The sequence below is a fragment of the Streptomyces guryensis genome (assembly GCF_021261325.1).
GTDB lineage: Bacteria > Actinomycetota > Actinomycetes > Streptomycetales > Streptomycetaceae > Streptomyces > Streptomyces guryensis.
The window spans coordinates 51,683-78,310 of sequence record NZ_JAJSBI010000040.1; the positions used below are offsets into that span (position 1 = coordinate 51,683).

Annotated in this window: 23 protein-coding genes, 1 rRNA gene, 1 pseudogene and 1 riboswitch; of the genes and pseudogenes, 8 read left to right on the top strand and 17 right to left on the bottom strand. The window is 69.3% G+C overall.

Annotation, left to right across the window (positions count from 1 at the left end; all coding sequences use genetic code 11):
* Window positions 1-258: 258 nt before the first annotated feature.
* Complete coding sequence (locus LJ657_RS44350) at window positions 259-909, top strand: acetate uptake transporter (RefSeq protein ID WP_232655399.1); 651 nt, start codon at window positions 259-261, stop codon at window positions 907-909.
* The gene (acs, locus tag LJ657_RS44355; RefSeq protein ID WP_232655400.1) at window positions 906-2,894 is read left to right on the top strand and encodes an acetate--CoA ligase; all 1,989 of its coding nucleotides are present in this window, start codon (window positions 906-908) and stop codon (window positions 2,892-2,894) included. Before LJ657_RS44350 ends, acs begins: the two co-directional genes overlap by 4 nt.
* Window positions 2,895-3,265: 371 nt before the next feature.
* On the opposite strand, the pseudogene LJ657_RS44360 reads toward acs, so the two are convergent.
* A pseudogene (locus LJ657_RS44360) lies at window positions 3,266-3,343 on the bottom strand (K(+)-transporting ATPase subunit F); the annotation flags it as partial.
* Entirely contained in the window at window positions 3,340-3,513 is a 174-nt protein-coding gene (locus tag LJ657_RS44365) for a hypothetical protein (RefSeq protein ID WP_232655401.1), read from the bottom strand. The pseudogene LJ657_RS44360 and the gene LJ657_RS44365, both read right to left, overlap by 4 nt.
* A 236-nt stretch (window positions 3,514-3,749) precedes the next feature.
* Between LJ657_RS44365 and LJ657_RS44370 the strand changes: the two genes are divergently transcribed.
* On the top strand, window positions 3,750-4,022 hold the full coding sequence (locus LJ657_RS44370) for a hypothetical protein (RefSeq protein WP_232655402.1): 273 nt from the start codon (window positions 3,750-3,752) through the stop codon (window positions 4,020-4,022).
* 168 nt (window positions 4,023-4,190) lie between these two features.
* On the opposite strand, the gene LJ657_RS44375 is transcribed toward LJ657_RS44370, so the two are convergent.
* Window positions 4,191-6,053 (bottom strand): NAD-binding protein, encoded by a 1,863-nt coding sequence (locus LJ657_RS44375; protein ID WP_232655403.1) that lies wholly within the window; start codon window positions 6,051-6,053, stop codon window positions 4,191-4,193.
* 270 nt (window positions 6,054-6,323) lie between these two features.
* Here LJ657_RS44375 and LJ657_RS44380 point away from each other — a divergent pair, with 270 nt between their 5' ends.
* Window positions 6,324-7,907, top strand: a complete 1,584-nt coding sequence (locus LJ657_RS44380) for a Na+/H+ antiporter (protein WP_232655404.1) — start codon at window positions 6,324-6,326, stop codon at window positions 7,905-7,907.
* 418 nt (window positions 7,908-8,325) lie between these two features.
* Window positions 8,326-10,275, top strand: a complete 1,950-nt coding sequence (locus tag LJ657_RS44385) for an APC family permease (RefSeq protein WP_232655405.1) — start codon at window positions 8,326-8,328, stop codon at window positions 10,273-10,275.
* Between the two features lie 105 nt (window positions 10,276-10,380).
* Here LJ657_RS44385 and LJ657_RS44390 read toward each other — a convergent pair whose 3' ends face one another.
* Window positions 10,381-10,593: a hypothetical protein gene (locus LJ657_RS44390; protein WP_232655406.1), complete on the bottom strand. Its 213-nt coding sequence runs from the start codon at window positions 10,591-10,593 to the stop codon at window positions 10,381-10,383.
* Between the two features lie 110 nt (window positions 10,594-10,703).
* A complete protein-coding gene (locus LJ657_RS44395; protein ID WP_232655407.1) occupies window positions 10,704-11,309 on the bottom strand; it encodes a DUF1707 SHOCT-like domain-containing protein in 606 nt (201 codons plus the stop codon).
* A gap of 104 nt (window positions 11,310-11,413) precedes the next feature.
* Between LJ657_RS44395 and LJ657_RS44400 the strand changes: the two genes are divergently transcribed.
* On the top strand, window positions 11,414-11,809 hold the full coding sequence (locus LJ657_RS44400) for a TOBE domain-containing protein (protein ID WP_232655408.1): 396 nt from the start codon (window positions 11,414-11,416) through the stop codon (window positions 11,807-11,809).
* Between the two features lie 179 nt (window positions 11,810-11,988).
* Window positions 11,989-12,408: a TOBE domain-containing protein gene (locus LJ657_RS44405; RefSeq protein ID WP_232655419.1), complete on the top strand. Its 420-nt coding sequence runs from the start codon at window positions 11,989-11,991 to the stop codon at window positions 12,406-12,408.
* 47 nt (window positions 12,409-12,455) lie between these two features.
* On the opposite strand, the gene gcvP is transcribed toward LJ657_RS44405, so the two are convergent.
* Window positions 12,456-15,341, bottom strand: coding sequence for an aminomethyl-transferring glycine dehydrogenase (gcvP, locus tag LJ657_RS44410; protein ID WP_232655409.1), 2,886 nt, complete (start codon window positions 15,339-15,341; stop codon window positions 12,456-12,458).
* Window positions 15,342-15,518: 177 nt separating this feature from the next.
* Window positions 15,519-15,614, bottom strand: a riboswitch (glycine riboswitch).
* A gap of 113 nt (window positions 15,615-15,727) precedes the next feature.
* On the opposite strand from gcvP, the gene LJ657_RS44415 reads away from it, so the two are divergent.
* Window positions 15,728-16,105 carry a PRC-barrel domain-containing protein gene (locus LJ657_RS44415; protein ID WP_232655410.1) on the top strand — a complete coding sequence of 126 codons (378 nt, stop codon included), beginning with the start codon at window positions 15,728-15,730 and terminating at the stop codon, window positions 16,103-16,105.
* A 243-nt stretch (window positions 16,106-16,348) separates the two neighbouring features.
* Here LJ657_RS44415 and LJ657_RS44420 read toward each other — a convergent pair whose 3' ends face one another.
* From LJ657_RS44420 to rrf, 11 genes are all read right to left on the bottom strand, one after another.
* Window positions 16,349-17,713, bottom strand: a complete 1,365-nt coding sequence (locus tag LJ657_RS44420; RefSeq protein WP_372488063.1) for a DNA polymerase IV — start codon at window positions 17,711-17,713, stop codon at window positions 16,349-16,351.
* 69 nt (window positions 17,714-17,782) lie between these two features.
* Window positions 17,783-18,427: a MerR family transcriptional regulator gene (locus tag LJ657_RS44425; protein WP_232655411.1), complete on the bottom strand. Its 645-nt coding sequence runs from the start codon at window positions 18,425-18,427 to the stop codon at window positions 17,783-17,785.
* Window positions 18,428-18,687: 260 nt separating this feature from the next.
* The gene (locus LJ657_RS44430; protein ID WP_004002801.1) at window positions 18,688-19,161 is read right to left on the bottom strand and encodes a bifunctional nuclease family protein; all 474 of its coding nucleotides are present in this window, start codon (window positions 19,159-19,161) and stop codon (window positions 18,688-18,690) included.
* A gap of 85 nt (window positions 19,162-19,246) precedes the next feature.
* Window positions 19,247-19,984 carry a transcriptional regulator FtsR gene (gene ftsR / locus LJ657_RS44435; protein ID WP_232655412.1) on the bottom strand — a complete coding sequence of 246 codons (738 nt, stop codon included), beginning with the start codon at window positions 19,982-19,984 and terminating at the stop codon, window positions 19,247-19,249.
* Window positions 19,985-20,028: 44 nt separating this feature from the next.
* Window positions 20,029-20,934: an FHA domain-containing protein gene (locus LJ657_RS44440; protein ID WP_232655413.1), complete on the bottom strand. Its 906-nt coding sequence runs from the start codon at window positions 20,932-20,934 to the stop codon at window positions 20,029-20,031.
* Window positions 20,935-20,995: 61 nt separating this feature from the next.
* Window positions 20,996-21,829 carry a DUF881 domain-containing protein gene (locus LJ657_RS44445; protein ID WP_232655414.1) on the bottom strand — a complete coding sequence of 278 codons (834 nt, stop codon included), beginning with the start codon at window positions 21,827-21,829 and terminating at the stop codon, window positions 20,996-20,998.
* Window positions 21,830-21,834: 5 nt separating this feature from the next.
* Window positions 21,835-22,167 carry a small basic family protein gene (locus LJ657_RS44450; protein WP_003988855.1) on the bottom strand — a complete coding sequence of 111 codons (333 nt, stop codon included), beginning with the start codon at window positions 22,165-22,167 and terminating at the stop codon, window positions 21,835-21,837.
* Window positions 22,164-23,069: a DUF881 domain-containing protein gene (locus LJ657_RS44455; RefSeq protein WP_232655415.1), complete on the bottom strand. Its 906-nt coding sequence runs from the start codon at window positions 23,067-23,069 to the stop codon at window positions 22,164-22,166. Before LJ657_RS44455 ends, LJ657_RS44450 begins: the two co-directional genes overlap by 4 nt.
* A gap of 107 nt (window positions 23,070-23,176) precedes the next feature.
* On the bottom strand, window positions 23,177-25,672 hold the full coding sequence (locus LJ657_RS44460; RefSeq protein ID WP_232655416.1) for a mannose-1-phosphate guanyltransferase: 2,496 nt from the start codon (window positions 25,670-25,672) through the stop codon (window positions 23,177-23,179).
* A gap of 115 nt (window positions 25,673-25,787) precedes the next feature.
* A complete protein-coding gene (gene clsA / locus LJ657_RS44465) occupies window positions 25,788-26,396 on the bottom strand; it encodes a cardiolipin synthase ClsA (protein ID WP_232655417.1) in 609 nt (202 codons plus the stop codon).
* Between the two features lie 109 nt (window positions 26,397-26,505).
* Window positions 26,506-26,622, bottom strand: a 5S ribosomal RNA gene (gene rrf, locus LJ657_RS44470).
* Window positions 26,623-26,628 lie beyond the last annotated feature (6 nt).

The window sequence follows — 26,628 nt, forward strand, 5'->3', positions numbered from 1 at the left end:
GCAACCCCTTGTACGCGGTGAATCTGCGGAGAACGTGCACGCCATCGCGGGGCGTCGGTCTCGCCCCCATACGCTTCACACCCAATGGGGTACGAAACATTCGGTACGACTGGCGAACATTACGAAACGGACGGGACCGTTCAGCGCCCGATTCACACCGTTCGGCGATACATGCGTCCACTGGCCACCAAGGGGGAACTCGTGACATCTACACTGAATCACGCATCCATGTGATCCAGATCACAGAAGGAAGCGGAGATGAGCACACCAACCTCGAACCCTGGCACCATCGCCGACCCCGGCCCTCTCGGTCTCGGCGCCTTCGCCATGACGACGTTCGTCCTCAGTGTCTTCAACGCGGACCTGATCACCGACAAGAAACTGGTCGCGGTGGTCCTCCCCCTCGCACTCTTCTACGGCGGGTTGGCCCAGCTGCTGGCCGGCATGTGGGAGTTCCGCAAGGGCAACACCTTCGGCGCGACCGCTTTCTCCTCCTTCGGAGCCTTCTGGCTGGCGTACGCCGCCTACGCGAAGTTCGTCGCGGGCACCCTGCCCGCCTCCACCGCACACCAGGCGACCGGTCTGTTCCTGCTGGCCTGGGCCATCTTCACGGTGTACATGACCGTCGCCGCCACCCGTACCACGGGCGCGGTACTGGCCGTGTTCGTGACCTTGTCGGCGACGTTCATCGTCCTGTGCGTCGGTGACTTCGCCCAGTCCCCGGACACCACCAAGGCCGGCGGCTGGCTCGGCCTGGTCACCGCCGCGTGCGCCTGGTACGCGTCGTTCGCGGGCGTCACCAACTCCACCTACCAGCGCGCCGTCGTGCCGGTCTTCCCGAACGTCGGCGAGCACCTGATGCCGCACCGGACCCACCGTGGCGGCCCGTTCGCCGGAGCCCACACATGAGTGAGCCGGCCGGCGAGACACTCTCCAACCTGCTGCGGGAGGAGCGGCGGTTCCCGCCGCCTCCCGAGCTGGCCGCCGCGGCCAACGCCACCGCGGCGGACTACGAGCGGGCCGACGCCGACAGCCAGGCCTTCTGGGCCGCGGCGGCGGCCCGGCTGGACTGGGCCCAACCCTGGGAGCAGGTGCTCGACTGGAGCGGCGCACCGTTCGCCCGCTGGTTCATCGGCGGGCGGCTCAACGCGGCGTACAACTGCCTGGACCGGCATGTGGCGGCCGGCCACGGCGACCGGGTCGCCTTCCACTGGGAGGGCGAGCCGGGCGACACCCGCACCATCACCTACGCCGAGCTGACACAGGAGGTCTGCCGGGCGGCCAACGCCCTGCAGGCCCTCGGCGTCCACTCCGGCGACCGAGTGGCCATCTACATGCCGATGATCCCGGAGACGGTGGTGGCGATGCTGGCCTGCGCCCGCATCGGTGCCCCGCACACCGTGGTCTTCGGCGGCTTCTCCGCGGAGGCGCTGCGCGGCCGGATCCTCGACTGCGACGCGCACGTGGTGATCACCTCGGACGGCGGCCACCGCCGGGGCAAACCCTCCGCGCTCAAACCCGCCGTCGACGAGGCGGTCCGCGAGTGCCCCGAGGTGCGCAGCGTGCTGGTGGTGCGGCGCACCGGGCAGGAGGTCGAATGGACCGACGGCCGGGACGTGTGGTGGCACGACCTGGTGGCCGAGCAGCCGGCCGAGCACGAGGCGGAGGCGTTCGACAGCGAGCACCCGCTGTACATCATGTACACCTCCGGTACGACGGCCCGCCCGAAGGGCATCCTGCACACCACCGGCGGCTATCTCACCCAGGTGGCATGGACACACTGGGCGGTGTTCGACGTCAAGCCGGAGCGGGACGTGTTCTGGACGGCGGCGGACATCGGCTGGGTGACCGGCCACTCGTACATCGTCTACGGGCCGCTCGCCAACGGCGTGACCTCGGTGCTGTACGAGGGCACACCGGACACCCCGCACAAGGGCCGCTGGTGGGAGCTCGTCGAGAAGTACCGGGCGACGATCCTCTACTGCGCACCGACCGCGATCCGCACCTTCATGAAATGGGGCGCCGAATTCCCGGACCGCTTCGACCTGTCCTCGCTGCGGCTGCTGGGCTCGGTCGGTGAGCCCATCAATCCCGAGGCGTGGATCTGGTACCGCCAGAACATCGGCGGGGACCGTTGCCCCGTGGTCGACACGTGGTGGCAGACGGAGACCGGCGCCCAGTTGATCAGCCCACTGCCAGGGGTGAGCACCTGCAAGCCGGGCTCAGCGCTGCGACCGCTGCCCGGGGTGCACGCGGATGTCGTGGACGACTCGGGCAAGCCGGTGCCCAACGGCTCCGGAGGCTATCTGGTCCTCACGGATCCGTGGCCGGCGATGCTGCGCACCATCTGGGGCGACGAGAAACGGTACGTCGACACCTACTGGTCCCGCTTTTCCGGGATGTACTTCGCCGGGGACGGGGCGAAGAAGGACGACGACGGCGACATCTGGCTGCTGGGCCGGGTCGACGACGTCATGAACGTCTCCGGCCACCGCATCTCGACCACGGAGGTCGAATCCGCACTGGTCTCGCATCCGCTGGTCGCCGAAGCCGCCGTGGTCGGCGCCACCGACCCGACGACCGGGCAGGGCGTCGTCGCCTTCGTCATCCTGCGCGGCGACGCCGAGCAGGCGGGCACGGCCGGCGCGGACGAGGTGGCCACCGAGCTGCGCGCCCACGTCGCCAAGGAGATCGGCCCGATCGCCCGGCCCCGGCAGATCCTGGTCGTCACCGAACTCCCCAAGACCCGTTCGGGAAAGATCATGCGGCGCCTGCTGCGGGACGTGGCCGAGAACCGCCGGCTCGGTGACGTCACCACCCTCACCGACTCCTCGGTGATGGACGAGATCCGCGACCGACTGCCCTCGGCAGGATCGGCGGGCGAGGAGGGATAGCACCACCACACCCGGCCGGTGCCGACCGCCGCGCCGCCCGTTCCATGACGGGAGGCCTGCTCGGCACCGGTCCCGTGATCCACGGCCGGTCGCGGACAGAGAGCCGGCGCCGCCACCTGCACCGCGCGCTCACTCCGCCAGGCGCCCCGGGGGGCATCAGCGGATGCGGCGCCACTGCACTGCGCGCCGAACCCAAGCATGACGAACGCGCCCATGCCCCCGGTGCCACGTCCAACGCGCCGGTGCGCCTCGGACGTCGTCGCGTACGTCTGGCCGACACCGGGGCCACGACCCCGTCGGGGGCCACGACCACTCCGTGCCGACGCACCTGCCGACCGCACCCGCTCGCTTCTCGCGACCCGGTCAGCCCTTGGCCAGATCAGGGCGAGGACGAGATAACCCAGCAGGGCGGCGGCCACGACCAGGCCGGCGATGTTCTCGGCGGTCACCGCTTCGTCACCCCCCTGGCGACGAGGGCCACCAGCGCGAAGCACGCGATCGTGGCGACGACGAAGGCCAGATCGGCCATCGTGAACTCGTGGAGGGGTTCGGTCGGACAGGGACGGTTGGAGGAAACAGGCTTCGCAGCCGAGACGAGCTCCGTTGACGGCTCCCACACGGCGCTCCGCGCGCCTTTGACGGAACCCTGTCGGCCGTACGAGCGCCGCAGGTCGGAGGCGTCCCGGGGCAGAGCAGACAGAAGCGCAGCCAGAAGATCACCGCGCCGGTCCTTCGGCGCACGCCCCCTGGCTACGGCAGGTCCACGTTGCGGCGCCGCCAAGAAGGACGGCTGGGCCGTACGGGTCCCGTCAAGGTCCATTCCCCCACGTCGTAAGGTCTCTTACCGTCTTGCCCATGGGACACCGCGACGACGCGCGACGGCACGGATCCGGCCTCGACGGGATCACCCAGCGCCCGGTGCTCCGGGACGCCTTCGGCGAGCGCGTCGCACTCGACCCCGGGGTCCTCGTCCGCAATCCCGACCTCCGGCACCGGTTGCGCGAGGATGCCGGGACGTCGCCGGCCTTGGGCACCCTGCTGTGCGGGAACACCGCGCTGGACCGGCTCTCGGAGCAGGTGGAGCGCGAGACGGCCGAGACGGTGTTCCGGGTCTCCGACCTGAGGTGACGGTGCCCCGAGCGGCTCGGCAGCGCCCTGAAGGAGCACGGGTCTTTGCGATCTGCGGCTCCGGCGCGGGGGCGAACAGCCACGACGATGCCGCAGGCGATCCATGGTGCAGCGCGGCCCGGCGAGGGAGTCGCCCTTCGGCACATCCCGCGGATCGCCTGGCCGCAGCTACTGCCGCCGGTCCGCGGAAGGCGGCTGCACGCCCGTCATCAGGATGTCCAGGCCGCGCCGCGTCGTCGCGAGGACCACACGGTCGCCTGCCCGCAGGATCCGTCCCTGCGCGGGACGCCAGTCGAAATCCGTCCGGCCGGGATGCGGTTCGGTGACTCCCTCCACGGCCGCCGACGCGGGGAGCGGACCGGCGGCGGTCCCGACGGCCAGCACCCGCCACTCGTTCTCCCGGAAGGCCTCGTGCACGGTGCGCCCCTCCAACTCGCGGTGCCCGGCCACGTCCACGCAGGTGAACAGCAGCGAGCCCCGCTCCACCGGCATCACCCCCAGCACATGGCGGCCCATCATCGCGGCGGCGAACGAGGGAGCAGCCAGCGCGGAAACGCTTCTGCTCCGGGTGAGGGCGTCCGGGTAGGAGGCGCGCAGGGTGCGCTGGACGGTGGCCGCGAACGCGTCGTCGTACAGGCGTGTCACCACCCGCACGGCGGGGTTGGTCTCCCGCACGGCCATGACGATGTCGAGGTTCTGGCCGTCGTCTCGGGTGAGGACGAGCAGCGAGCTGCTCTGCCGGATGCGGGCCAGTTCGAGTACGCCCGGGGCCGTGGCGTCCTCCAGGATCAGCGGTACGCCGAGTTGGCGGGCGAGTGCGATGCCGCGGGCGTGCGGGTCGCGCTCGATGGCCACCACCTGGTGGTCGGTGGCGCGCAGCCGGTCCAGTACCCGGGTGCCGACCATCCCCAGTCCGACCAGGACGATGTGGCCGCTGACGTCGTCCTCGGGCGGATGGCTCGCCGAGGCGGTGCGGAAGGCATCGGTGGCGTTCATGGTCGCGGCGACGACGAGCGGAAGCACGGCCAAACCGACGAAACCAGCCAGTAGTTGGAGGATTCGGCGGGCGACCGACTCCTCGGTGGCCGGGTCCCCCATGGTGAAGATGTCCAGCAGCGGCAGGTAGAAGTTCTTCCACCACGGGTGCTCGTCGGCGAAGAGCGCGGTGGCCGTTGCGAGCGCGAGCACGACGGCCGTCAACGCCCCGTAGACGGCCGCGAGTTGGTGGGACAGGAAGACCTTCCACGGCAGATGGGCGAGACGGGCCCGCAGCCATCGGCGAGGGTGGAGGCGGCGGGCGCAGGCGGCCGTTTCGGAGGCGAGGTGGGTGACCTCCTGCAGTATCAGCCGGCCGTGCGTGACCTGGCGGTGGTGGGCGGTCCGGGTGTCGGGCAGCAGCTGGGTGCCCTCCTCGCCGGGCGTCTCCGCGCTGTCCTGGCTGGCCGGGTCGTCCTGGTGGGCGCCGGACAGGACGGCGAGGGTGGCCAGGTCGGTGGCGTTCGACGGGGACCCCGCGGGCCGTACGACACCGCGGAACACCTTGCCCTCGACCTGGAGGGTGTGGCCGTGGCCCACGGCGGCGGCCGCCACGAGTTCCGGTACGGCGGTGTCGGCGTCGGAGAGCACCGTGGTGGAGGTGTCCTGGGCGGGGTCGTCGCACAGTCCCGCCGCCCGGTCCAGCAGCCGCTCCAGATGGCGGCCTCGCTCGCGGTTGAACATACGGACGACCAGCCGCACCGAGGGGTTGATGGTCCGGGCGAGCAGCGCCGCGGTCATGTTGACCTGGTCGTCCCGGTAGGTCAGGGCGAGCGCGGCGGCCCGCTCGACACCCGCGGCCCGCAGGGCCCGCTCGTCGGGGCGGACGGAGACGTGCACCTCCACCGGGGAGTCCGGGTCGCCGTGCAGCGCGGCGATCTGCGCGCCGCGCTCGTCGCTCACGGACGGCAGCACGACGGTGACGATCTCGCCGCACACGGCGTCCAGTTCGACGGCGAGCCGGTGCGCGAGAGCGTCGTCGCCGCAGATCACCATGTGCTGCGATCTCTGGCCGGGCAGTATGCAGAGGGGGAGAGTCGACGTCACATCAGGCAGAACGCCGCAGGTCGCGAGGGCAGTTCCGGCGGAGCACCGCCCAGGATCCAAGATTTCGCCAAGAACATGCCAACAGCGTCCGCCGCCAACCCCTGACCGGCTCCGCCCCTGTCTTGACGTACGTGGGACGGATAGGGTGAAAGCGGTGTGCCGGGAAGTCTGGTCGGCCGGGAGCCACGGTGGCTCCCGTGAAGGCTCCAGGGGGACGGCATGCGCAGCGTGGGCACGGTACTCGCACTGGTCGTACTGGCGACCGTCGTGGCGACCTTCGCGCGCCGCCGGCGCATCCCCGCACCGTCCCTCCTGGTCGTCGCCGGCCTCGCCGTTGCCCTGCTGCCGGGCACCCCCGAGATCGAGATCAGCCCCGAGATCATCGGCCTGGTCGTACTGCCGCCGCTGCTGTACGCGAGCGCGGAGGATTTGTCCTGGCGCGAGCTGCGCGCGGTGTGGCAGCCCGTCGGAATCCTCGCGATCGGCCTGGTCCTGGCGTCGGCGGCGGCGGTCGGCGCGGTGGCCTCGCTGGTGACTCCGCTGTCGTGGCGGATGGCCTTCGTGCTGGGCGCGGTCCTGGCCAGCACCGACCCGGTGGCGGTCACGGCACTCGGCAGACGCCTCGCCCTGCCGCCCAGGGTCCAGGTCCTGGTCCAGGCGGAGAGCCTGTTCAACGACGCCACCTCGCTGGTCCTGTACCGGGTCGCGGTGAGCGTGGCCGTGGCGTCCGCGGCAGCGAACTGGGGCGCGGCGGGCGGCGAGTTCGCCGTACTGGCGGGCGGCGGCACGCTGATCGGGGCGGTCGTGGCCTACATCGTCACACTCATCCGGCGGCGCACCGAGGATCCGGTCCTTGAGACGGTGATCGCCCTGGTCACGCCGTACGCCGCCTACGTCCTGGCCGAGGCGGCCCACACCTCCGGCGTCACCTCGGTCGTGGTGGCCGGAGTCATCCTCGGGGGACGGGGCGAGAAGCTCACCAACGCACGCATCCGGCTCCAGCTGCACGCGGTGTACGGCACCGTGGTGTTCCTGCTGGAGAGCGTGGTGTTCTCCCTCATCGGCCTCGCCCTGCCCGCCCAGGTGCGGGCGCTGTCCGACAGCGACCGGGCGTGGCCCCTGTACGCGCTCGCGGTCGCCGGCACGCTGATCGCCGTACGACTGCTGTGGCTGGCCCCGCTGTCGGCGGTGGTACAGCGCAAGGGCGGCATCCGCCCCATGAACTGGCGCGTCCCGATGGTGCTGACCTGGGCCGGTACCCGGGGCGTGGTCCCCCTGGCCGCGGCGCTCTCCATCCCGGAGACCGCGAAGAGCGGCTCGGCGCTGGCGGACCGCCCCCTGGTCCTGGTCCTGACCACCTCGGTCGTGGTCATCACCCTCGTCGTCCAGGGCTTCACTCTGGCCTCCGTGGTCCGCCGCTCCGGCATCGCCCTCGAACCCGACCACACCGAGCGCGAGGAGGCCGCGGCCCGCTGCCGTCTCGCCGACGCGGGCATCCGCCGGCTGGAGGAACTCTCGGAGCTGGAGGCCGTCCCCGACGTCGTTCTCGACCGCCTCCGCCGCGGCCTCACCGCCCGCCTCGACGACGCCCGCGACCGCCTCACCGACCACACCGACCACACCGGCCGGACCGCCCCCGCCGAATCCGCCGACCTGGTCTACCGCCAGCTGCGCCGCGACGTCATCGCCTTCGAGGCAGTGGAGCTCCAGCGGCTGTACGACGAACACGCCATCAGCGACACGACGCGCAGGAGGCTGCAACGGTCGTTGGACCTCGAAGAAGCGCGCCTCACGGACCTCTGAGCCACCACGCACCCGAGCCCTGCCCCGGATGCACCAAAGCCGCAAATTCCTTGCGGAGCAGAGGAGTTCGGGGCGTGTGACGGCGTCCTTCGTCCGTTTCGGCGGGGATCACCCACCAAACGTGGACCCACGGCACGACCGGCCCGTGCACCGTCCCGGCATCCCACGCCCGCCATGACGCTGGGTATCCGTCCCCGATCATCGAACTCCCCTCCCCCAGATGGCTCAAACCATCGTCAACCACTCCATAAGCGCCCGTCCTGGGCGCCACTCCAGTCGAGCAGCGAGTCTTAACGGAAGCTTGACGCCGTCGCCCCCCTCATCCGTGGGCCCATGCGTCACTCTCCGCTTACGCTGGTGCCGCCGTCCGCGTGATGGCCGGAATCCACACGCTGAGCCGCACATCAGGAGCACGCCGATGGCCACGACCGAGCACCCGCCTCCCAGTCGCCTGCGCGCCTGGATGCTGGAGGGCCTGTCCGACATGGGCAAGGGCGTCCAGCAGGCACCGCACGCCCAGCCGGAGCCCGCCCACAAGGGGCAGCGCTGGTACCGCGTGATGTGCCTGACCGGCGTCGACTACTTCTCCACCCTCGGCTACCAGCCCGGCATCGCCGCACTCGCGGCCGGCCTGCTCTCCCCGGTCGCCACCTTGGTGCTCGTCGTCGTCACCTTGGCGGGCGCGCTTCCGGTGTACCGCCGCGTGGCGGAGGAGAGTCCGCACGGCGAGGGCTCGATCGCGATGCTGGAGCGGCTGCTGTCGTTCTGGAAGGGCAAGCTGTTCGTCCTGACCCTCCTCGGCTTCGCCGCCACCGACTTCCTGATCACCATCACCCTGTCGGCGGCGGACGCGTCGACCCACCTGGTCGAGAACCCGCATCTGCAGAGCACCCTGCACGGCCAGCAGATGATCATCACCCTGATCCTGGTGGCCCTGCTCGGCGCGGTGTTCCTCAAGGGCTTCCTGGAGGCGATCGGCGTCGCGGTCGCCCTGGTGGTGGTCTATCTCGGGCTCAACGTCGTCGTCGTGGCCGTCGGCTTCTGGCACGTGATCACCGCGGGCCACGTGGTCACCGACTGGACCAGTGCCCTGACCACCGAGCACGGCAATGTCTTCGCCATGATCGGGGTCTCCCTGCTGGTCTTCCCGAAGCTCGCGCTGGGCCTGTCCGGCTTCGAGACCGGCGTCGCGGTCATGCCACACGTCCAGGGCGACCCGGGCGACACGGAGGAGAACCCCAAGGGCCGCATCCGCGACACGAAGAAGCTCCTCACGGCCGCCGCACTGATCATGAGCGTGTTCCTGATCGCCACGAGCTTCATCACCACCGTGCTGATCCCGGCGAAGGAGTTCAAGTCCGGCGGCCAGGCCAACGGACGCGCCCTCGCCTACCTCTCGCACGAATACCTGGGCAACGCCTTCGGCACGGTCTACGACGTCTCGACCATCGCCATCCTCTGGTTCGCCGGCGCCTCCGCCATGGCCGGCCTGCTCAACCTGATGCCCCGCTACCTGCCCCGATACGGCATGGCCCCGCACTGGGCCCGCGCCGTCCGCCCGATGGTCATCGTCTTCACCCTGATCGCCTTCCTGGTCACCTGGATCTTCAACGCCAGCGTGGACGCCCAGGGCGGCGCCTACGCCACCGGCGTCCTGGTCCTGATGTCCTCGGCGGCGATCGCGGTGACCATCGCGGCCCGCCGCGCCCAGCAGCGGGGCTGGACCATCGGCTTCGCGGCCGTGTCCGCGGTCCTGCTCTACGTCACCGTCGCGAACGTCGTCGAGCGCCCCGACGGCGTCAAGATCGGCGCCTGCTTCATCGCCGGCATCATCCTGGTCTCCCTGCTGTCCCGGCTGGCCCGCGCCTTCGAGCTGCGTGTCACCAGCGTGACGCTGGACGGCATGGCGGAACGATTCATCCGGGACATGGCCAGCCGCAAGATCCGCTTCATCGCCAACGAGCCGGACCAGCGGGACAAGGCCGAGTACCGCGACAAGATCGAGCAGATCCAGAACGACAACGACATTCCTGGCGAGGACTTCGTCTTCGTCGAGGTCACGGTCGTCGACCCCTCCGAGTTCGAGGCGGGCCTGACGGTACGCGGAGAGGTCCTGCACAACCGCTTCCGGGTGCTGACCCTGGAATCCTCCTCCATCCCGAACGCGCTGGCCGCCCTGCTCCTGCACGTCCGCGACACCACCAACTGCACCCCGCACATCTACTTCGAGTGGACCGAGGGCACCCCCTTCGCCAACTTCCTCCGCTTCTTCCTCTTCGGCCAGGGCGAGGTCGCCCCGGTCACCCGCGAGGTCCTGCGCGAGGCGGAACCGGACCGGGCCCGCAGGCCACGCGTCCACACAGGCTGAAACCACGCACGACTGCGCAGCGTTGGCGCCCCTTGGGGGCGCCCCCGAGGGGCGCGGGGAACTGCGCGACCAGCCACGACGACGCCGCACTCTCGGCAGCCGTCTTCACCGTCCGTCCTGCTCCCGCCCCGGGTCACAGCAGGCCCGGGCCGGCCCGTGGCACGCGGCACGACCCGTCGCCGTATGGTCCGTACGGACGCCCTGGTCTGCGTGGGCCAGTTCAGCGGCGCCTCCTCGCACCTGGTCCTGCGCGACGCCGAAGGCCACCGCCTGGAACTCGACCCCCGCGTCCCGGTCGCCGATCCACTGGTGTGGCACGAACTCGACACCGGCATGCGCCGCTCGCTTGAGCGCCGCCCTGCGCCAGGGCACGGACGTGCTGCGGACGCTCGGCCACCGCATCGACGACGAGACCGCGCAGGCGGTGCTCAGGGCGTCGGGTCTCTCCTGACGAAACCGCGCCGCTGCGGTCGTACGACCACCCGGCCGAAGCTCTTACGTCCGCCCAGCACCACGCGCAGCGCCACCGGCACGCCCTGGCCGTCTTCCGGACGTGTCTTGATCTTGGCGTACTCGGTCACCAGCGAGCCGGTGTCCACCACCACGCCCGGCCGCGTCACCAGCCGCAGCGCTCCACCCCGCATGTCGAGGTCGATGTGCAGAGTGTCGTGCGTGATCACCGCGCCGGTGAAGTCGAGTGTCACATCACCCCACTCGGACTCGATCTCCAGCCGCCGCGGCACCACCCACTGATCGCCGCGCCGCGCCGAACCGCCCTTCTGATCGATGCGGTCCATGTCCTCCGCCTCGCCCACGACCCCGTCGGCGACCGCCGGCAGATCCGTCGTCAGTACGACGAGCTCCCCCATCGTGCGGGCGGACAGAGCCGCCTCAAGGCGCTCGTCCAACTCCTCCGGGGTCAGCCGACCGTCCCCCGCAGCGACGCGGAGCACGTCCACCACCCGGTCCCGGTCCGCATGCGAGGCCCGCAGATCGAGCGACGCTCCGCCGCCGCGTGAAGGCTCAGCCGACATACCCACACCCCGATTCCCCGTCACGGCACTAACGCTATATCGCGTTACACCCAACCCTCAACCCCACGTCCACCAGGGCACGTTCCCGGCCCTATCGTGACCGCATGCAGAGCTACACAATCGGCCAGGCAGCACGGCTGCTCGGCGTCAGCCCTGACACCGCGCGCCGCTGGGCGGACGCCGGCCGGGTGGCCACCCATCGCGACGAGGGCGGACGACGGCTCATCGAGGGCCGGGACCTGGCCGCCTTCTCCGTCGAACTCGCCAAGGCCGGCAGTGCCGAGGAGGAGACCTCCTACACCTCGGTCCGCAACGCCTTCCCGGGCATCGTCACCGCGATCAAACTCGGCGACGTGGCGGCGCAGGTCGAGATCCAGGCAGGCCCCCACCGCCTGGTCTCACTGCTCACCCGGGAGGCCGTCGAGGAACTCGGCCTCGAAGTCGGCATGGAGGCCACCGCCCGGGTGAAGTCAACCAACGTGCACATCGACCGCACCTGACCACGAACCAGGACCGACGGCCTCCTCCCCGCAGAAGCCAGAGGGAGCGCACTCGCGTCGACCTGTTGGCCATACCGGGCATAACACCCCAGCAGGACTACGGTGGCCCCGGGCACCAAGCCCCAATCCCCACCCCCTGCGAGGCGTCCCCCATGAACCCCACGAGCCCCACCAGCCCCATGAGCCTGAGCATCCGCAACCAGATCCCCGGGACGGTCACCGGCATCACCCCCGGCGCGGTCATGGCCACCGTCAAGGTCCGCCTCAACGGCGGCCAGGACATCACCGCAGCTATCACCCTGGAGTCCGCCGAGGAACTCGGCCTCGCCGCCGGCACCGCAGTACGCGCCCTGGTGAAGTCGACCGAGGTGTCCCTGGCCACCGCCCCGGTCGAGGGCCTGTCCATCCGCAACCAGCTCCCCGGCACGGTCACCGACGTGGCCACCGGCGGCGCGATGGCCTCCGTGAAGATCGCCGTCGACGGCGGCGAACTCACCTCCGCGATCACCAAGGACGCCGTCACGGACCTCGACCTGACCGCCGGCACACCCGTCGTGGCCCTGATCAAGTCGACGGAGATCTCACTCGCGACGGCGTAACGGGAAAGGGCCCCGCCGAAGCGGGGCCCTCGTCCACTGCCACTGTGTCAGTCGTCGTACGCGTCCAGCGGCGGGCACGAGCACACCAGGTTCCGGTCACCGAAGGCCTGGTCGATCCGGCGCACCGGCGGCCAGTACTTGTCGGCGGCCGCCACCCCGGAAGGGAAGACGGCCTCCGCACGCGTGTAGGCGTGCTCCCACTCCCCACCGAGCGCGGCGGCGGTGTGCGGCGCGCCGCGGAGCGGGTTGTCCTCGGCCGGCCACTCGCCCGCGCCGACCTTGTCGATCTCCGCACGGATGGCGATCATCGCCTCGCAGAACCGGTCCAGCTCGATCAGGTCCTCGGACTCGGTCGGCTCGATCATCAGCGTGCCGGCCACCGGGAACGACATCGTCGGCGCGTGGAAGCCGTAGTCGATCAGCCGCTTGGCGACGTCGTCCACGCTCACGCCGGTCGCCTTGGTCAGCGGCCGCAGATCGATGATGCACTCGTGCGCGACCAGCCCGCCCGGACCGTTGTAGAGCACGGGGTAGTGGGGCTCCAGCCGCTTGGCGATGTAGTTGGCACTCAGCACGGCCACCTGCGTGGCCCGCTTCAGCCCCTCGCCGCCCATGAGCCGGACGTACGCCCACGAGATCGGCAGGATCCCCGCGGAACCCCAGGGGGCCGCCGAGATCGGCCCGACGCCCGTCTCCGGGCCGGCTGCCGGCTGCATCGGGTGGTTCGGCAGATACGGCGCCAGGTGCGCCCGCACGCCGACGGGTCCGACGCCCGGACCGCCGCCACCATGCGGGATGCAGAAGGTCTTGTGCAGGTTGAGGTGCGAGACGTCACCGCCGAAGTGACCCGGCTTGGCGAGCCCCACCAGGGCGTTGAGGTTGGCGCCGTCGACGTAGACCTGCCCACCCGCCTCGTGCACCTGCGCGCAGATGTCGGCGACATGCTCCTCGAAGACACCGTGCGTGGAGGGGTACGTGATCATCAGCACCGCGAGCTCGTCGCGGTACTGCTCGATCTTCGCCCGCAGGTCCTCGACGTCGATCTCGCCGTCCTCGGCGGTCTTCACGACGACGACCTTCATCCCGGCCATCACGGCGCTGGCGGCGTTCGTACCGTGCGCGGACGACGGAATCAGACACACGGTCCGCTGCTCGTCCCCGTTGGCCCGGTGGTATCCGCGTACGGCGAGCAGCCCGGCCAGCTCGCCCTGTGATCCGGCGTTGGGCTGCAGCGACACCTTGTCGTACCCGGTGACCTCGGCGAGCCGCTCCTCCAGCTCTCGGATGAGCGTGAGGTAGCCCTGCGCCTGCTCGGCGGGCGCGAAGGGGTGCAGCTGCCCGAACTCGGGCCAGGTGACCGGCTCCATCTCGGTGGTCGCGTTGAGCTTCATGGTGCAGGAGCCCAGCGGGATCATGCCCCGGTCGAGTGCGTAGTCACGGTCGGCGAGCCTGCGCAGATAGCGCAGCATCGCTGTCTCGGACCGGTGCTCCTGGAAGACCGGGTGGGTCAGGTAGTCGTCGGTGCGCAGCACACCGGCGGACAGGGAGTCCTCGGTCGACGTGTCCAGTGCCTCGATGTCGCCCTCGACCCCGAACGCGGTCCACACGGCGCCCAGTTGGGCCCGCGCGGTGGTCTCGTCGCAGGCGAACGACACGTGGTCGGCGTCGACGAGGTGAAGGTTGACGCCGTTCTCCCGCGCGGCGGCCACCACCTCGGCGGCGCGGCCCGGCACCCGCACGGTGAGCGTGTCGAAGTAGGAGCCGTACACGACCTCGACGCCACCGGCCTGAAGGCCCGCGGCAAGGATCGTGGCGTACCGGTGGGTGCGCTGCGCGATCGCCTTGAGCCCGTCCGGCCCGTGGTACACGGCGTACATCCCCGCCATGACGGCGAGCAGCACCTGGGCCGTGCAGATGTTGCTGGTGGCCTTCTCCCGCCGGATGTGCTGCTCACGGGTCTGCAGCGCGAGCCGGTACGCCTTGTGCCCGTCCGCGTCCACGGACACACCCACCAGCCGCCCGGGCAGACTGCGCGCGAACTTCTCGTGCACCGCCATGTAGCCCGCGTGGGGCCCGCCGAAGCCCATCGGCACACCGAAGCGCTGCGTGGTCCCGACCGCGATGTCCGCACCGAGCTCCCCGGGCGACTTCAGCAGCGTCAGCGCGAGCAGATCCGCGGCGACGGTGACCAGCGCACCCAGCTCGTGCGCCTGGTCGATGACCGGCTTGATGTCGCGTACGACACCGGAGGCGCCCGGGTACTGGACGAGCACGCCGTTGATGTCACGCCCGGCGACCTCGGCCGGAATTCCGTCGCGGAGGTCGGCGACGACGACCTCCACACCCGTCGGCTCGGCCCGGGTCTCGATCACGGCGACGGTCTGCGGCAGCACGTCCGCGTCGATCAGGAACAGGCCCTTCTTGTTCCTGCCCATGCGCCGGGACAGAGCCATCGCCTCGGCCGCGGCCGTGCCCTCGTCGAGCAGCGAGGCACCGGAGGTGGGCAGCCCGGTCAGGTCGGCGACCATGGTCTGGAAGTTGAGCAGGGCCTCGAGCCGCCCCTGCGAGATCTCGGGCTGGTACGGCGTGTAGGCCGTGTACCAGGCGGGATTCTCCATCACGTTGCGCAGGATGACGGGCGGAGTGAAGGTCCCGTAGTACCCGAGCCCGATCATGGAATCGAGCACCTGGTTCCGGTCGGCGAGCGACCGGAGCTCGGCCAGCACCTCCGCCTCGGTGCGCGCCCCCGGAAGGTCCAGCGCATCTGCGTTCTTGATCACATCCGGCACCGCGGCAGCGGTGAGCTCGTCCAGCGAGCCGTATCCGACGTGGGCGAGCATCTTGGCCCGCGCCCCGTGATCAGGCCCGATATGGCGCTGCTCGAACGGGATGCCCTGTTCGAGCTCGGAGAGCGGAGTGCGATGGGCGGTCATTGCGGAGGCCTCCTGGTCTGACACGACCTTCGAGGGGCACCACGGCACGGGTACCCGGACGGCCTCCCCCTCTGTCATCTCAAACCTGAGAGCTTCACCGGACCACCCGAGGGCGTCCGGCTTTCACCGTCGGTGAGAGCGGGAGCCGTCGACACCCGCCCTGCTTTCCAGAGTGACCTCGTCCGCGCGGTACGTGAGCCTGAGAGATTCCGGGGAGGATTTGCTCCTTCGGCGCCTCCGATGATGTCTGGAGGACTCTCCCGCACGGGGTCAGCAGCCGCCGCCAGCCTACCAGCGAGCACACCATCCGATCCTTCGAGTGGCCGCCATCCCCAATGTGCTCTTTTGTAGTGCTTACGGATGAGTTGCGACCAAGTGGAGGGCCCGTGCAGACCGACATCGATCCGCGCAACCTGATCGGCCGCAAGGCGTTCGACCGCAACGGCACCAAGCTCGGCACCATCGACGAGGTCTACCTCGACGACGCGACCGGCGTGCCGGAGTGGGCGGCCATACGCACCGGCCTGTTCTCCCGGGACGCCTTCGTCCCCCTGGAGCCCAGCGAACTGATCGAGGGCACCCTCCACGTCCCCTTCGACCGGTCCCTGATCAAGGACGCCCCCGACTTCGGCGTCGGCCGTCATCTCTCCCCCGAACAGGAGCTCCAGCTCTACCACCACTACGGTCTCGACATCACCGCTCCTCCTCCCTTCCCGGACCACGACTTCGGCAAGCTCGCGGGCACGGAGGACGCGGACGCCTAGCCCCTGTCCTCGGGATCAGCTCACCGTGGCGGGGTATGGCAAGCACTCCCCCAGGGCCTCAAGGGCGTGAGGGACCCCGGTTCCGCGTCGCCCGCAGTGGTCGCGGCTCATCGACACGGCCCCCTCCGCCTTGCAGCTGGACGCACCAGCCCCCGCGCGGACCAGCGCCATCCCCGGTCAGGCGCCGACCTCGTGCACGGAGGCCGACGCACCAGCCCCCGCGCGGACCAGCGCCGTCCCCGGTCAGGCGCCGACCCCGTGCACGGAGGCCCCGGGTCTTCCCTCCACCAAGGGCAACGGATCCGCCGGCTCCAGCTCCGGGTCATCGGTGCGAAACGTCCGCACCCGCCCCGGTCCCGAATCCGGCGTCTCGAACCGCACGGTCACCCGCCCGAGCCCGCTCCCCTGCACCCACCCGTGCCCGAACTCGGCATGCCGCACATCGTGCCCCGAGGGCCACCGCCGCTCGACAACCACCTGCTGCTCCTCGACGGGCTCCTCGTCCGTGTCGTCCGCCGAGTGTTCCGCCCCCTCCCCCGCGGCCTGCGCGAACAGATCCTCCTGCGTGTAGTCGGCCAGCCCGCTCACCCCGACCCCCAGCAGCCGCACACCGCCCGTCGTGTCCACCGAATCCAGCAGCCTGGCGGCAGCCTCCCGCACCACCGCCGGGTCGTCCGTGGGCCCGCGCAACGTCTCGGAACGAGTCAGTGTCGAGAAGTCGTACCGCCGCACCTTCAGCACGATGGTCCGCCCCGACAGCCCCGCACCGCGCAGCCGGCGTACACACCGGTCGGCCAGCCGCTGCACCTCCATCCCCACCCTCACGCGGTCGTGAATGTCCACGTCGTACGTGTCCTCGACCGACACCGACTTGGCCTCCCGCTCGGCCACGACGGGCCGGTCGTCGTGCGCCAGCGCCATGGCGTACAACGCGTGCCCATGAGCCTTGCCGAGCAGCCGGACGAGCTCGTCCTCACCGGCCTCGGCGATCTCGTCGACCGTGGTGATGCCGGCCCGCCGCAGATGGTCCCCCGTCGCCGGTCCCACCCCCGGCAGCATGCGCACCGACATCGGTCCCAGCTTGGCCCGCTCGGTCCCGGGCTCGACCAGCACCAGCCCGTTCGGTTTGGCCTCCTCGGAGGCGATCTTCGCGAGCATCTTGCAGGCAGCAAGGCCCACGGACCCCGTGAGTCCCGTGTCCGCCCGTATCTCGGCACGCAGCTTCTCCCCCACCAGCCGCGCCGACGCCGCGTCCCAGGCCGCGTCCCCAGCCTCCAGGTCCACGAAGGCCTCGTCCAGGCTGAGTGGCTCCACCAGCGGCGACAGCGAGTGGAGCAGTTCCATGACCTGCTCGCTGATCGACCGGTAGAACCCGAAGCGCGGCACCAGATACGCGGCGTTCGGTGCCAGCCGCCGCGCCTGCGCCATCGGCATCGCAGACCTCACCCCGAAGACCCGCGCCTCGTACGAAGCGGTGGCGACCACGCCGCGCGGCCCGAGCCCGCCCACGATCACGGCCTTCCCGCGCAGACTCGGCTTGGATGCCTGCTCCGCCGAGGCGTAGAAGGCATCCATGTCGAGATGCAGGATCGTGGGCGCGTTTCTCACATCTCCGATGCTGCCCTACGCCACTGACAATGCCCCCGTACGACCATCGGGGACGCCTGCGAGAGGCGCTCAGACCGCGCGGTTCCGCCGCCGCGCCAGCTCGTCCGCCGGGTTGTGCCCGACCAGGGTCTCGCCGGTGTCGATCCGCTCGCCGTGCAGCTGTGAGAGCGCACTGTCGACGTCGCGCCACACCACACCGACGGCGATCCCGAAGATTCCCTGGCCGCCCTGCAGCAGCGCGTGGACCTCGTCGGGCGACGTGCACTCGTAGACCGTGGCACCGTCGCTCATCAGCGTCATGCGCTCCAGGTCCCGGAAGCCCCGCTCACGCAGGTGCACCACCGCGGTACGGATGTTCTGCAGCGACACACCGGTGTCCAGGAACCGTTTGACGATCTTCAGGACGACGACGTCCCGGAAGCTGTACAGCCGCTGTGTCCCCGACCCGTAGGCGGGCCGCACACTCGGCTCGACGAGCCCGGTACGGGCCCAGTAGTCCAGTTGCCGGTAGGTGATGCCGGCGGCCGCACAGGCCGTCGGACCGCGATAGCCGATCTGCTCGGACGCCATGGACGCCGCCCCTCCGCTGCTCGGCACGGCCGTCGGTCGCTGCGGAGCGTGATCGGCCGCGCTGCCGTGAAGCGGGTACGGACCGCTCTCCCCGAGACCACGTCCGGGGGCACCCCCAGCCGTACCGTCGCCGCTGTTTCTCACGCCGACCTCCGTCCTTGACCTGCCATCTCGACGGTAGGCAGTCACCAGGGGTGCGTCAACGATCGCCACACTCGGCACGCCGAGTGATAATCACCCTAAGAGTGGTTTCCCGCACCCAACCGCGGGGAAAGGCTAGCCGAATGCGCTCGGAGGGAACCGCAGGACGCTCTCACTCGCCGTTGGCAATTGCCGGCATTTGAGCCGTTACCTGCCGCGCACCGGCCCGCCGCGGAGTCCGACTCCGCCGGGCCGACCGCGCCTCACTGACTGCTTGTCCCGAAGTCCTCCGGCGAGATCTGGTCGAGGAACTCGCGGAACTTCTCCACCTCGTCCTCCTGCTCATCCGGGATCGCGATGCCTGCGTCGTCGAGCACGCCGTCGCTGCCGTAGATCGGCGTTCCGGTACGCAGGGCCAGCGCTATGGCGTCGGACGGACGGGCACTGACTTCGACCCCGCTGGCGAAGACCAGCTCCGCGTAGAAGACGCCCTCCCGCAGATCCGTGATGCGCACTTCGGTCAGCTCCTGACCGACGGCCTCCAGCACGTCCTTGAACAGGTCGTGGGTCAGCGGTCGTGCGGGGGCCATGCCCTGCTGTGCGAAGGCAATGGCAGTCGCCTCCCCCGGCCCGATCCAGATGGGGAGGTAACGGTCGCCTCCCACTTCACGCAGGAGCACGATCGGTTGGTTGGAGGGCATTTCGACCCGGACACCTACGACATCGAGCTCGTTCACACAGCAACCCTAGGACCTGCCCGGGACGTTTGGGTAGTCGAGCCGAGAACGGGAGGCCGATCCGGCCTCCGCGAACGCGCCCGACTCAGGGCAGTCGCACGCCGAGCGCGGTCTGAACGAGAGCGGCGTGCAGCTTCACCGTGAGCGCCGCCAGCTCCTTCGTACGCGCCTGGGCATGCGCCCTCGTCTGCGGATTGCGATGGCGCTTCAGCGGGGCCACCACCTGGTCGACGAGCCCGGCCTCACGGTCGGCGGCGCCCTTCATGGCCCTCAGGTGCCGCGGCTCGATCCCGAACCGCCCGAGTTCCACGACAAGCGACGCCACCGTCACCGTCTCGGCGTCGTACGCCCCGTCCGGCAGTGGCGCGACCAGGCCGTACGACTCCCACTCCTCGAGTTCCTGCTCGCCGATCCCGGCGGCCGCGAGCAGCTCGGCCCGCCCGATCCGAGCCGCGGTCGGGCCCTCTGGTGATTCCAGGAGGGCCTCACCGTCCCGCTGGCGTCCCACGACGGGCAGTGGGACCGCCTCGCCGCGCGCCATGGCGTCCAGATGCTCACGGATCACCTTGAGAGGCAGATAGTGGTCCCGCTGCATCCGCAGCACATGACCGAGGCGCTCGACGTCGTCCGCGCTGAACTTGCGATACCCCGACGGGGTGCGCCGAGGCTCGATGAGCCCCTCCGACTCCAGGAATCGGATCTTGGAGATGGTGACTTCGGGGAACTCGTCGCGCAGCACGTTCAGCACCGTGCCGATGCTCATCAGACCGCTGTCCGTGGCGGCGGCGCCGTGCCCGGCACCGCCGCTCGGTGTTGGAAGCATGGACATTCCCTTGGGGTCCCCCCGGACGGAGTCTGGGGGAAGGGTCAGTAGCCCCGCTGGCTCGCGTAGAAGACCAGCCGGTACTTTCCGATCTGCACCTCGTCACCGTTGTTGAGAGCGACCTGGTCGATCCTCTCGCGGTTGACGTACGTGCCGTTCAGACTGCCCACGTCGGCCACCGTGAACGAGCCGTCCGAACCGCGGCGGAACTCCACGTGCCGGCGCGAGACCGTCACGTCGTCCAGGAAGATGTCGCTCTGCGGATGACGCCCGGCCGTCGTCAGGTCGCCGTCCAGCAGGAAGCGGCTGCCCGAGTTCGGGCCGCGGCGCACAACCAGGAGCGCGGAGCCCAGCGGCAGCGCGTCGACGGCCGCCTGCGCCTCGGGAGAGAGCGCCGGCATCTGCGTCTGACCGGTGACCTCGGCGTCGTAGGCCTCGAGGCCTGAAATCGAGATCGTGGACGTCGTCTCGGACGGCCGCTCGGGCGTGCCGCCCGCCCGCAGCGGCGCGCCGCAGTTGGAGCAGAAGCGGCTGTTCTCCGCGTTGCGGTTACCGCACCTCGTACACACCAGGGCCGACATAGGGGAAAACCCTCCACCCGTACTTGAGGTTGACGGTTGTCCGAAACCTATGCCGCCGGACTGCGCAGGGTCAACAGACGGCGCGCCCTGACCTCCGGGAATGTCACCACCCGGGCCATGGACCTGGTCCCGGAACAGCGGGCGCTGGCCCTCTGCGTCGGGCTGTGCGCGATGGCGAGCGGTCGCGTTGTCGCTACCTTCTCGCGCGCTCTTGCCGAACAACTTCGCAAACAACTTCACGGGCGATTCCCCTTGACCGAAACAGACCCGCCCGTGGGGCAGGACGAACCCTGATTGCATACACCGGCCGACCCGGACATCCTCACAACGTCCGTATCCACCAGACAGTTTCCACCACGCACCACCCATTCGGTGCGCCGACCCCCCGCAACCTCATGCCCTCGCCGGACGTCCCCCATGCACCCCCGGTTCACTGGGAGGACGACCGAGCGTAGTCAGGCCGCTTCGCCGCTCGCAAGGCGTCCACGACGATCTTGTTCGACCGCTCGACGGTGACGGTGGCCTGCTCCTTCTCCAGAGTCTGCACCACGCCTCCAGGGATGTTGAGCGCCGGTTCCAGGTCCGCGGGCTTGCCGATGACCTTGAAACGAAAGGGAGCGTTGATCTTGTTCCCGTCGACACTCACGCTCTTACCGGAGTCGGTGAGGAAGGTGTTCGCAACGACGCGCACGTCGTTCACCTGGATCGCCTCTGCCCCGGCCGCGCGCAGCTCCTGGATCGCGTCGAGCAGCATGTCCGCCTTGACCGACCCCTTCGTGTCCTCGATCGTCATCGTGATGCCGGGCCCCTGCGCGGCCACCGTGCCCGCCAGAATGCCGAGTTGCTTCTCCTTCTCGACGGTCTGCTTGCGAGCCTCCTCGGCCTGGTCGGAGCTGTTCTCCAGCTCGTCGCGCTGCTTCTCCAGTCCCTGCTTCTCGTCCTCAAGACGCTGTGTACGGCCGTCGAGTTCATCCAGGATGCGAACAAGATCTTCCTGGCGCGCACCGCGCAGCGCGCTGTCACTGTTGCTGTTCGAGGCGACCTGGACGGCCAGCCCGAAACCGAGGCCGAACAGCAGGACGGCGACGATGAGTTGGGCGCGTGTGACGCGCGGCGGCCAGAGACCCTGCACCAGCCGCTGCCGCCCGGTCAGAGAGGGCGGCGTCTCCTCGGGAACTGCCGTCGCATCGGGCTCAGTCGCGGGAACCTCCTCCGGAAGTTCCTTGCGCAGCCTGTTCTCCGGCGTCTCTTCGTTGTCGCTCATCGGCCTCACGCCCGGAACACGTGCCGGCGGATCGCCGCGGCGTTCGAGAAGATACGGATGCCGAGCACCACGACCACACCGGTGGACAGCTGGGCACCCACACCCAACTTGTCGCCCAGGAACACGATCAGCGCGGCCACAACCACGTTGGACAGGAACGACACCACGAAGACCTTGTCGTCGAAGATCCCGTCGAGCATGGCCCGCAGACCGCCGAAGACGGCGTCGAGCGCCGCGACGACGGCGATCGGCAGATAAGGCTCGACGACCGCCGGAACCTCAGGCCGGACCAACAGTCCGGCCACGACTCCCACGACGAGGCCCAGTACGGCGATCACGATGTGCCCTTCTCAGTCTTCTCGGTCTTCGGCTGTGCTGTACGTACGATCACACTCGGTGCGGCCGGCAGCCTGAGGTCGCCTTCCACGGAAATGCTGGTCCGGATGCCGTAGGTCTCCTGCAGGGCGTGCAGATACAGCCCGTCGGCGCTGTTCTGGAACCTGCTGCTCAGCTGCTTTCCGTTCCCCACGGCCAGCACGGTGTAGGGCGGAACCAGCGGCTTGTTGTCGACCAGTATCGCGTCCCCGGCGGCCCTGATCGCCGAAAGCGCCGTGAGCCGCTGGCCATTGATCGAGACGGCCTCGGCCCCCGACTCCCACAGCCCGTTGACCACGCGCTGCATGTCGCGGTCCCGCACTCGGCCGGTGTCGGAGAAGTCCGACGTCTCGCGGGGGTTCCCATTGCCGCCGCTGGTGGCTTCCTTGGCGTCGTTCACGACCAGTTTCACGCCGGGACCGTGTACTTCGACGGCACCCGACAGAATCCCCACCAGCTCCGACTGGTCTCCACTGCCGGTCTTCTTGAGGGCCTCCCGCTGGCGCGCACTCACGTCGTCGCGCAGCTTGTCGACGGAACCCTCCAGCTTGTCCGCCGCCGCGGTCTCCCGGTCGATGCGGCTGATCAGTTCCTCACGCTCCTTGGCGACGACGGGAGCCGCCACCCGGGCCTGTGCCGCCCCGACCGTCACGACGAGAGCCGCGAGCACCAGCCCGCCGGCCAGGCCGATCTTGGCTTGAAGGGTCTTCGGGAGACCGCCGTCGCCCGCGGCCTTCTTCCTTGCGGCCGCCTCGGCATAGCCGTCGTCCAGGCTGTGGTCCATGACATTGGTGAGCAGCGACATGGAGGCGTCCGGACGCGAGGGGCGCGTGGGTGTGCTCCGAACGGGGGGCTGCTGCGGCATGCCGCACATCGTCGCATGTCGCGACCACTACCTCCGAATGGCCCCACCGGCGTGCCGGACGGGCCCCCTTGGGGAGACCTGTCCGGCACGCGCGCGTGCTGCGTTTTTCAGCGGCCGGCGCTGTCCACGACCGCCGCCCACTCGTCGAGCAGCGCCTGGGCGGAGGCGTCGTCCGGCCCCTCCGCCCACAGGTGGGTGACGGCCTCGGCGGGATCGGGCAGCACCATCACCCAGCGTCCGTCGGTCTCCACCACTCGCACACCGTCGGTGGTGTCCACGAAACGGTCCTCGGCAGCCTCGACCACTCGCCGCATCACGAGTCCCTTGACGGCCCAGGGAGTCGCAAGATCCCGCTTGAGGACGTGCGCCCGTGGAATCCGGGCGTCGATCTGGCTGAGCGTGAGCTGCGTCCGCGCCACCAGCCCGATCAACCGTACGAAGGCAGCCGTACCGTCGAAGACACTGCTGAACTCCGGGACGATGAAGCCGCCCTTGCCGTCACCGCCGAAAATGGTCGAGTCGTCGCCTCCGACCCTCGTCAGATCGTCTGGCGACGTCGTCGTCCACTCCACCTGCGTCCCGTGGTACGCCGCAACCTGCTCGGCGATCCTCGTCGTGGTCACCGGCAGCGCCACCCGGCCACTGCGCCGCTCCGCGGCCACGAGATCGAGCATGACGAGCAGCGCCCGGTCGTCCTCGACGATCCGCCCCTTCTCGTCGACCAGCGACAAACGCTCGCCCACAGGGTCGAACCGGACCCCGAAGGCGGCCCGCGACGACGCCACGATCTCGCCGAGCCGCACCAACCCCGACCGCCGTACATCGGCGGACTCCGTGGGCCGCGACTCGTCGAGCCCCGGATTGATGGTCAGCGAGTCCACACCGAGCTTGCCCAGCAGGCTGGGCAGGACCAGCCCGGCGCTGCCGTTCGAGGCGTCGACGACGACCTTCAGACCGGACTCGCTGATCCCGGTCGTGTCGACATTGCGCAACAGCGAGCCGGTGTACGAGTCGAAGACGCTGGCGGGGAAGTGCAGGTCGCCGATCTCCCCGGGGAACGCACGCCGGTACTCCTGCCGCGCGAACACCCGGTCCAGCTTCCGCTGGCTGCCCTGCGACAGATCGGCGCCGTTCCCGTCGAAGAACATGATGTCCACCGAGTCCGGCACCCCGGGCGTGGTCCGGATCATGATCCCGCCGGCACTGCCCCGCGCGGTCTGCTGCCGGGCGACGGGCAGCGGTACGTTCTCCAGGTCCCGTACGTCGATTGCGCTGGCCTGCAGAGCGGAGATGACCGCACGCTTCAGCGCACGAGCACCACGGGAGTGGTCGCGGGCCGTGGTGACGGTGGAGCCCTTCTTCAGAGTCGTCGCATAGGCACCGGCCAGGCGCACGGCGAGCTCGGGCGTGATCTCCACGTTCAGGATGCCGGACACCCCGCGAGCGCCGAACAGATGCGCCTGGCCCCTGGACTCCCAGATGACCGAGGTGTTGACGAAGGCACCGGCCTCGATGGTCTTGAACGGGTAGACCCGCACATTGCCCTGCACGATCGATTCTTCACCGATGAGGCACTCGTCGCCGATGACCGCGCCGTCCTCGATCCGAGCGGCACGCATGATGTCGGTGTTCTTTCCGACCACGCAGCCGCGCAGATTGCTGTGCTGCCCCACGTACACGTTGTCGTGCACAACGGCCTTGTGCAGAAACGCGCCGCTCTTCACGACAACGTTCGAGCCGACGACGGTGTGCTCACGAATTTCGGCACTGGCTTCGACCTTGGCGTAGTCGCCGATGTAGAGCGGGCCGCGCAGCACGGCGTCGGGATGCACCTCGGCACCCTCGGCCACCCACACCCCCGGGGACATCTCGAAGCCGTCGATCTCGACGTCGACCCTGCCCTCCAGGACGTCGGCCTGCGCCTTCACATAACTCTCGTGCGTGCCGACGTCCTCCCAGTACCCTTCCGCGACATAGCCGTAGATCGGCTTGCCTTCCTTCATCAGCTGCGGAAAGACATCCCCGGACCAGTCCACGGGCACGTCGGGTTCGACATAGTCGAAGACCTCCGGCTCCATCACATAGATGCCCGTGTTCACGGTGTCGGAGAAGACCTGTCCCCAAGTGGGCTTCTCAAGGAAGCGCTCGACCTTTCCTTCTTCGTCGACGATCGTGATACCAAATTCCAGTGGATTCGGCACACGCGTCAGACAAACAGTGACGAGCGCCCCCTTTTCCTTGTGGAAATTGATCAGCTCGGTGAGGTCGAAGTCGGTCAGGGCATCACCGGAGATGACGAGGAAGGCATCGTCCTTCAACGCCTCTTCGGCGTTCTTGACGCTTCCCGCGGTACCGAGCGGCTTCTCCTCGTTGGCATAGGAGAGCTCCATTCCGAGCTCTTCGCCGTCACCGAAGTAGTTCTTGACCAATGAGGCCAGGAACTGGACAGTTACGACGGTCTCGTTCAGCCCATGCCTTTTGAGCAGCCGTAGCACATGCTCCATGATCGGGCGGTTGGCCACGGGCAGGAGCGGCTTGGGCATGCTTGAGGTCATGGGGCGAAGGCGTGTGCCTTCACCTCCGGCCATCACGACGGCCTTCATGTCGGAAGCGTCCTCCTCAAAGAGACGACGGTCTAGCCGACTTCACCCGCCCAGATTATCCCGCACTTTTCCGCCGAGGGCCATCCAGGCACTACGGCCGCAGCAATCGGCGAGTTCAATCGGCCATGGCGTCCGCGCGGACGAGGCGGCGGACTTGTACCACGTAGAGGACTCCTGCCCACCAGTAGAGCGTTGTACCCCATCCAGCGAACGCCCATCCGAAAATAGCAGCGAGTGACGAGATCCATCCAGTTCCGTCACTGAGCAGAAGCAACGGGAAGGCGTACATCAGGTTGAAGGTGGCCGCCTTCCCCAGGAAGTTCACCTGCGGCGGCGGATAGCCGTGCCGCCGGAGGATGCCCACCATCACCAACAGGACGAGCTCTCGCGCCAGAAGTACAGCGGTCAACCACAATGGCAGAATCTCGCGCCAGGTGAGGCCGACCAACGTCGAGAGAATGTAGAGCCGGTCGGCTGCAGGATCGAGCAGCCGGCCGAGACTGCTGATCTGGTTCCAACGCCGCGCGAGCTTGCCGTCCAGGTAGTCACTGACTCCGCTCAGAGCAAGCACCAACAGTGCCCACCCGTCACTCTTGGGCCCACCAAACTCAGGCCTGAGAATCAGCCACAGAAAGACCGGCACGCCGACGAGACGCGCCATGCTGAGGATGTTGGGGATGGTGAGGACTCGGTCCGTCTGGACGCGGGTCTCCTGGACCTCCACCCGGGAGCCTCCTGTGGGAAACGTGCCAACGATGCCCCCTGACCTTACCTCAACGCAAAAAAGCTCCGGCTCTTGGGCTGTGGGCCCAAGAGCCGGAGCTCTAAAAGGAGTTCGGCGGCGTCCTACTCTCCCACAGGGTCCCCCCTGCAGTACCATCGGCGCTGTAAGGCTTAGCTTCCGGGTTCGGAATGTAACCGGGCGTTTCCCTCACGCTATAACCACCGAAACACTA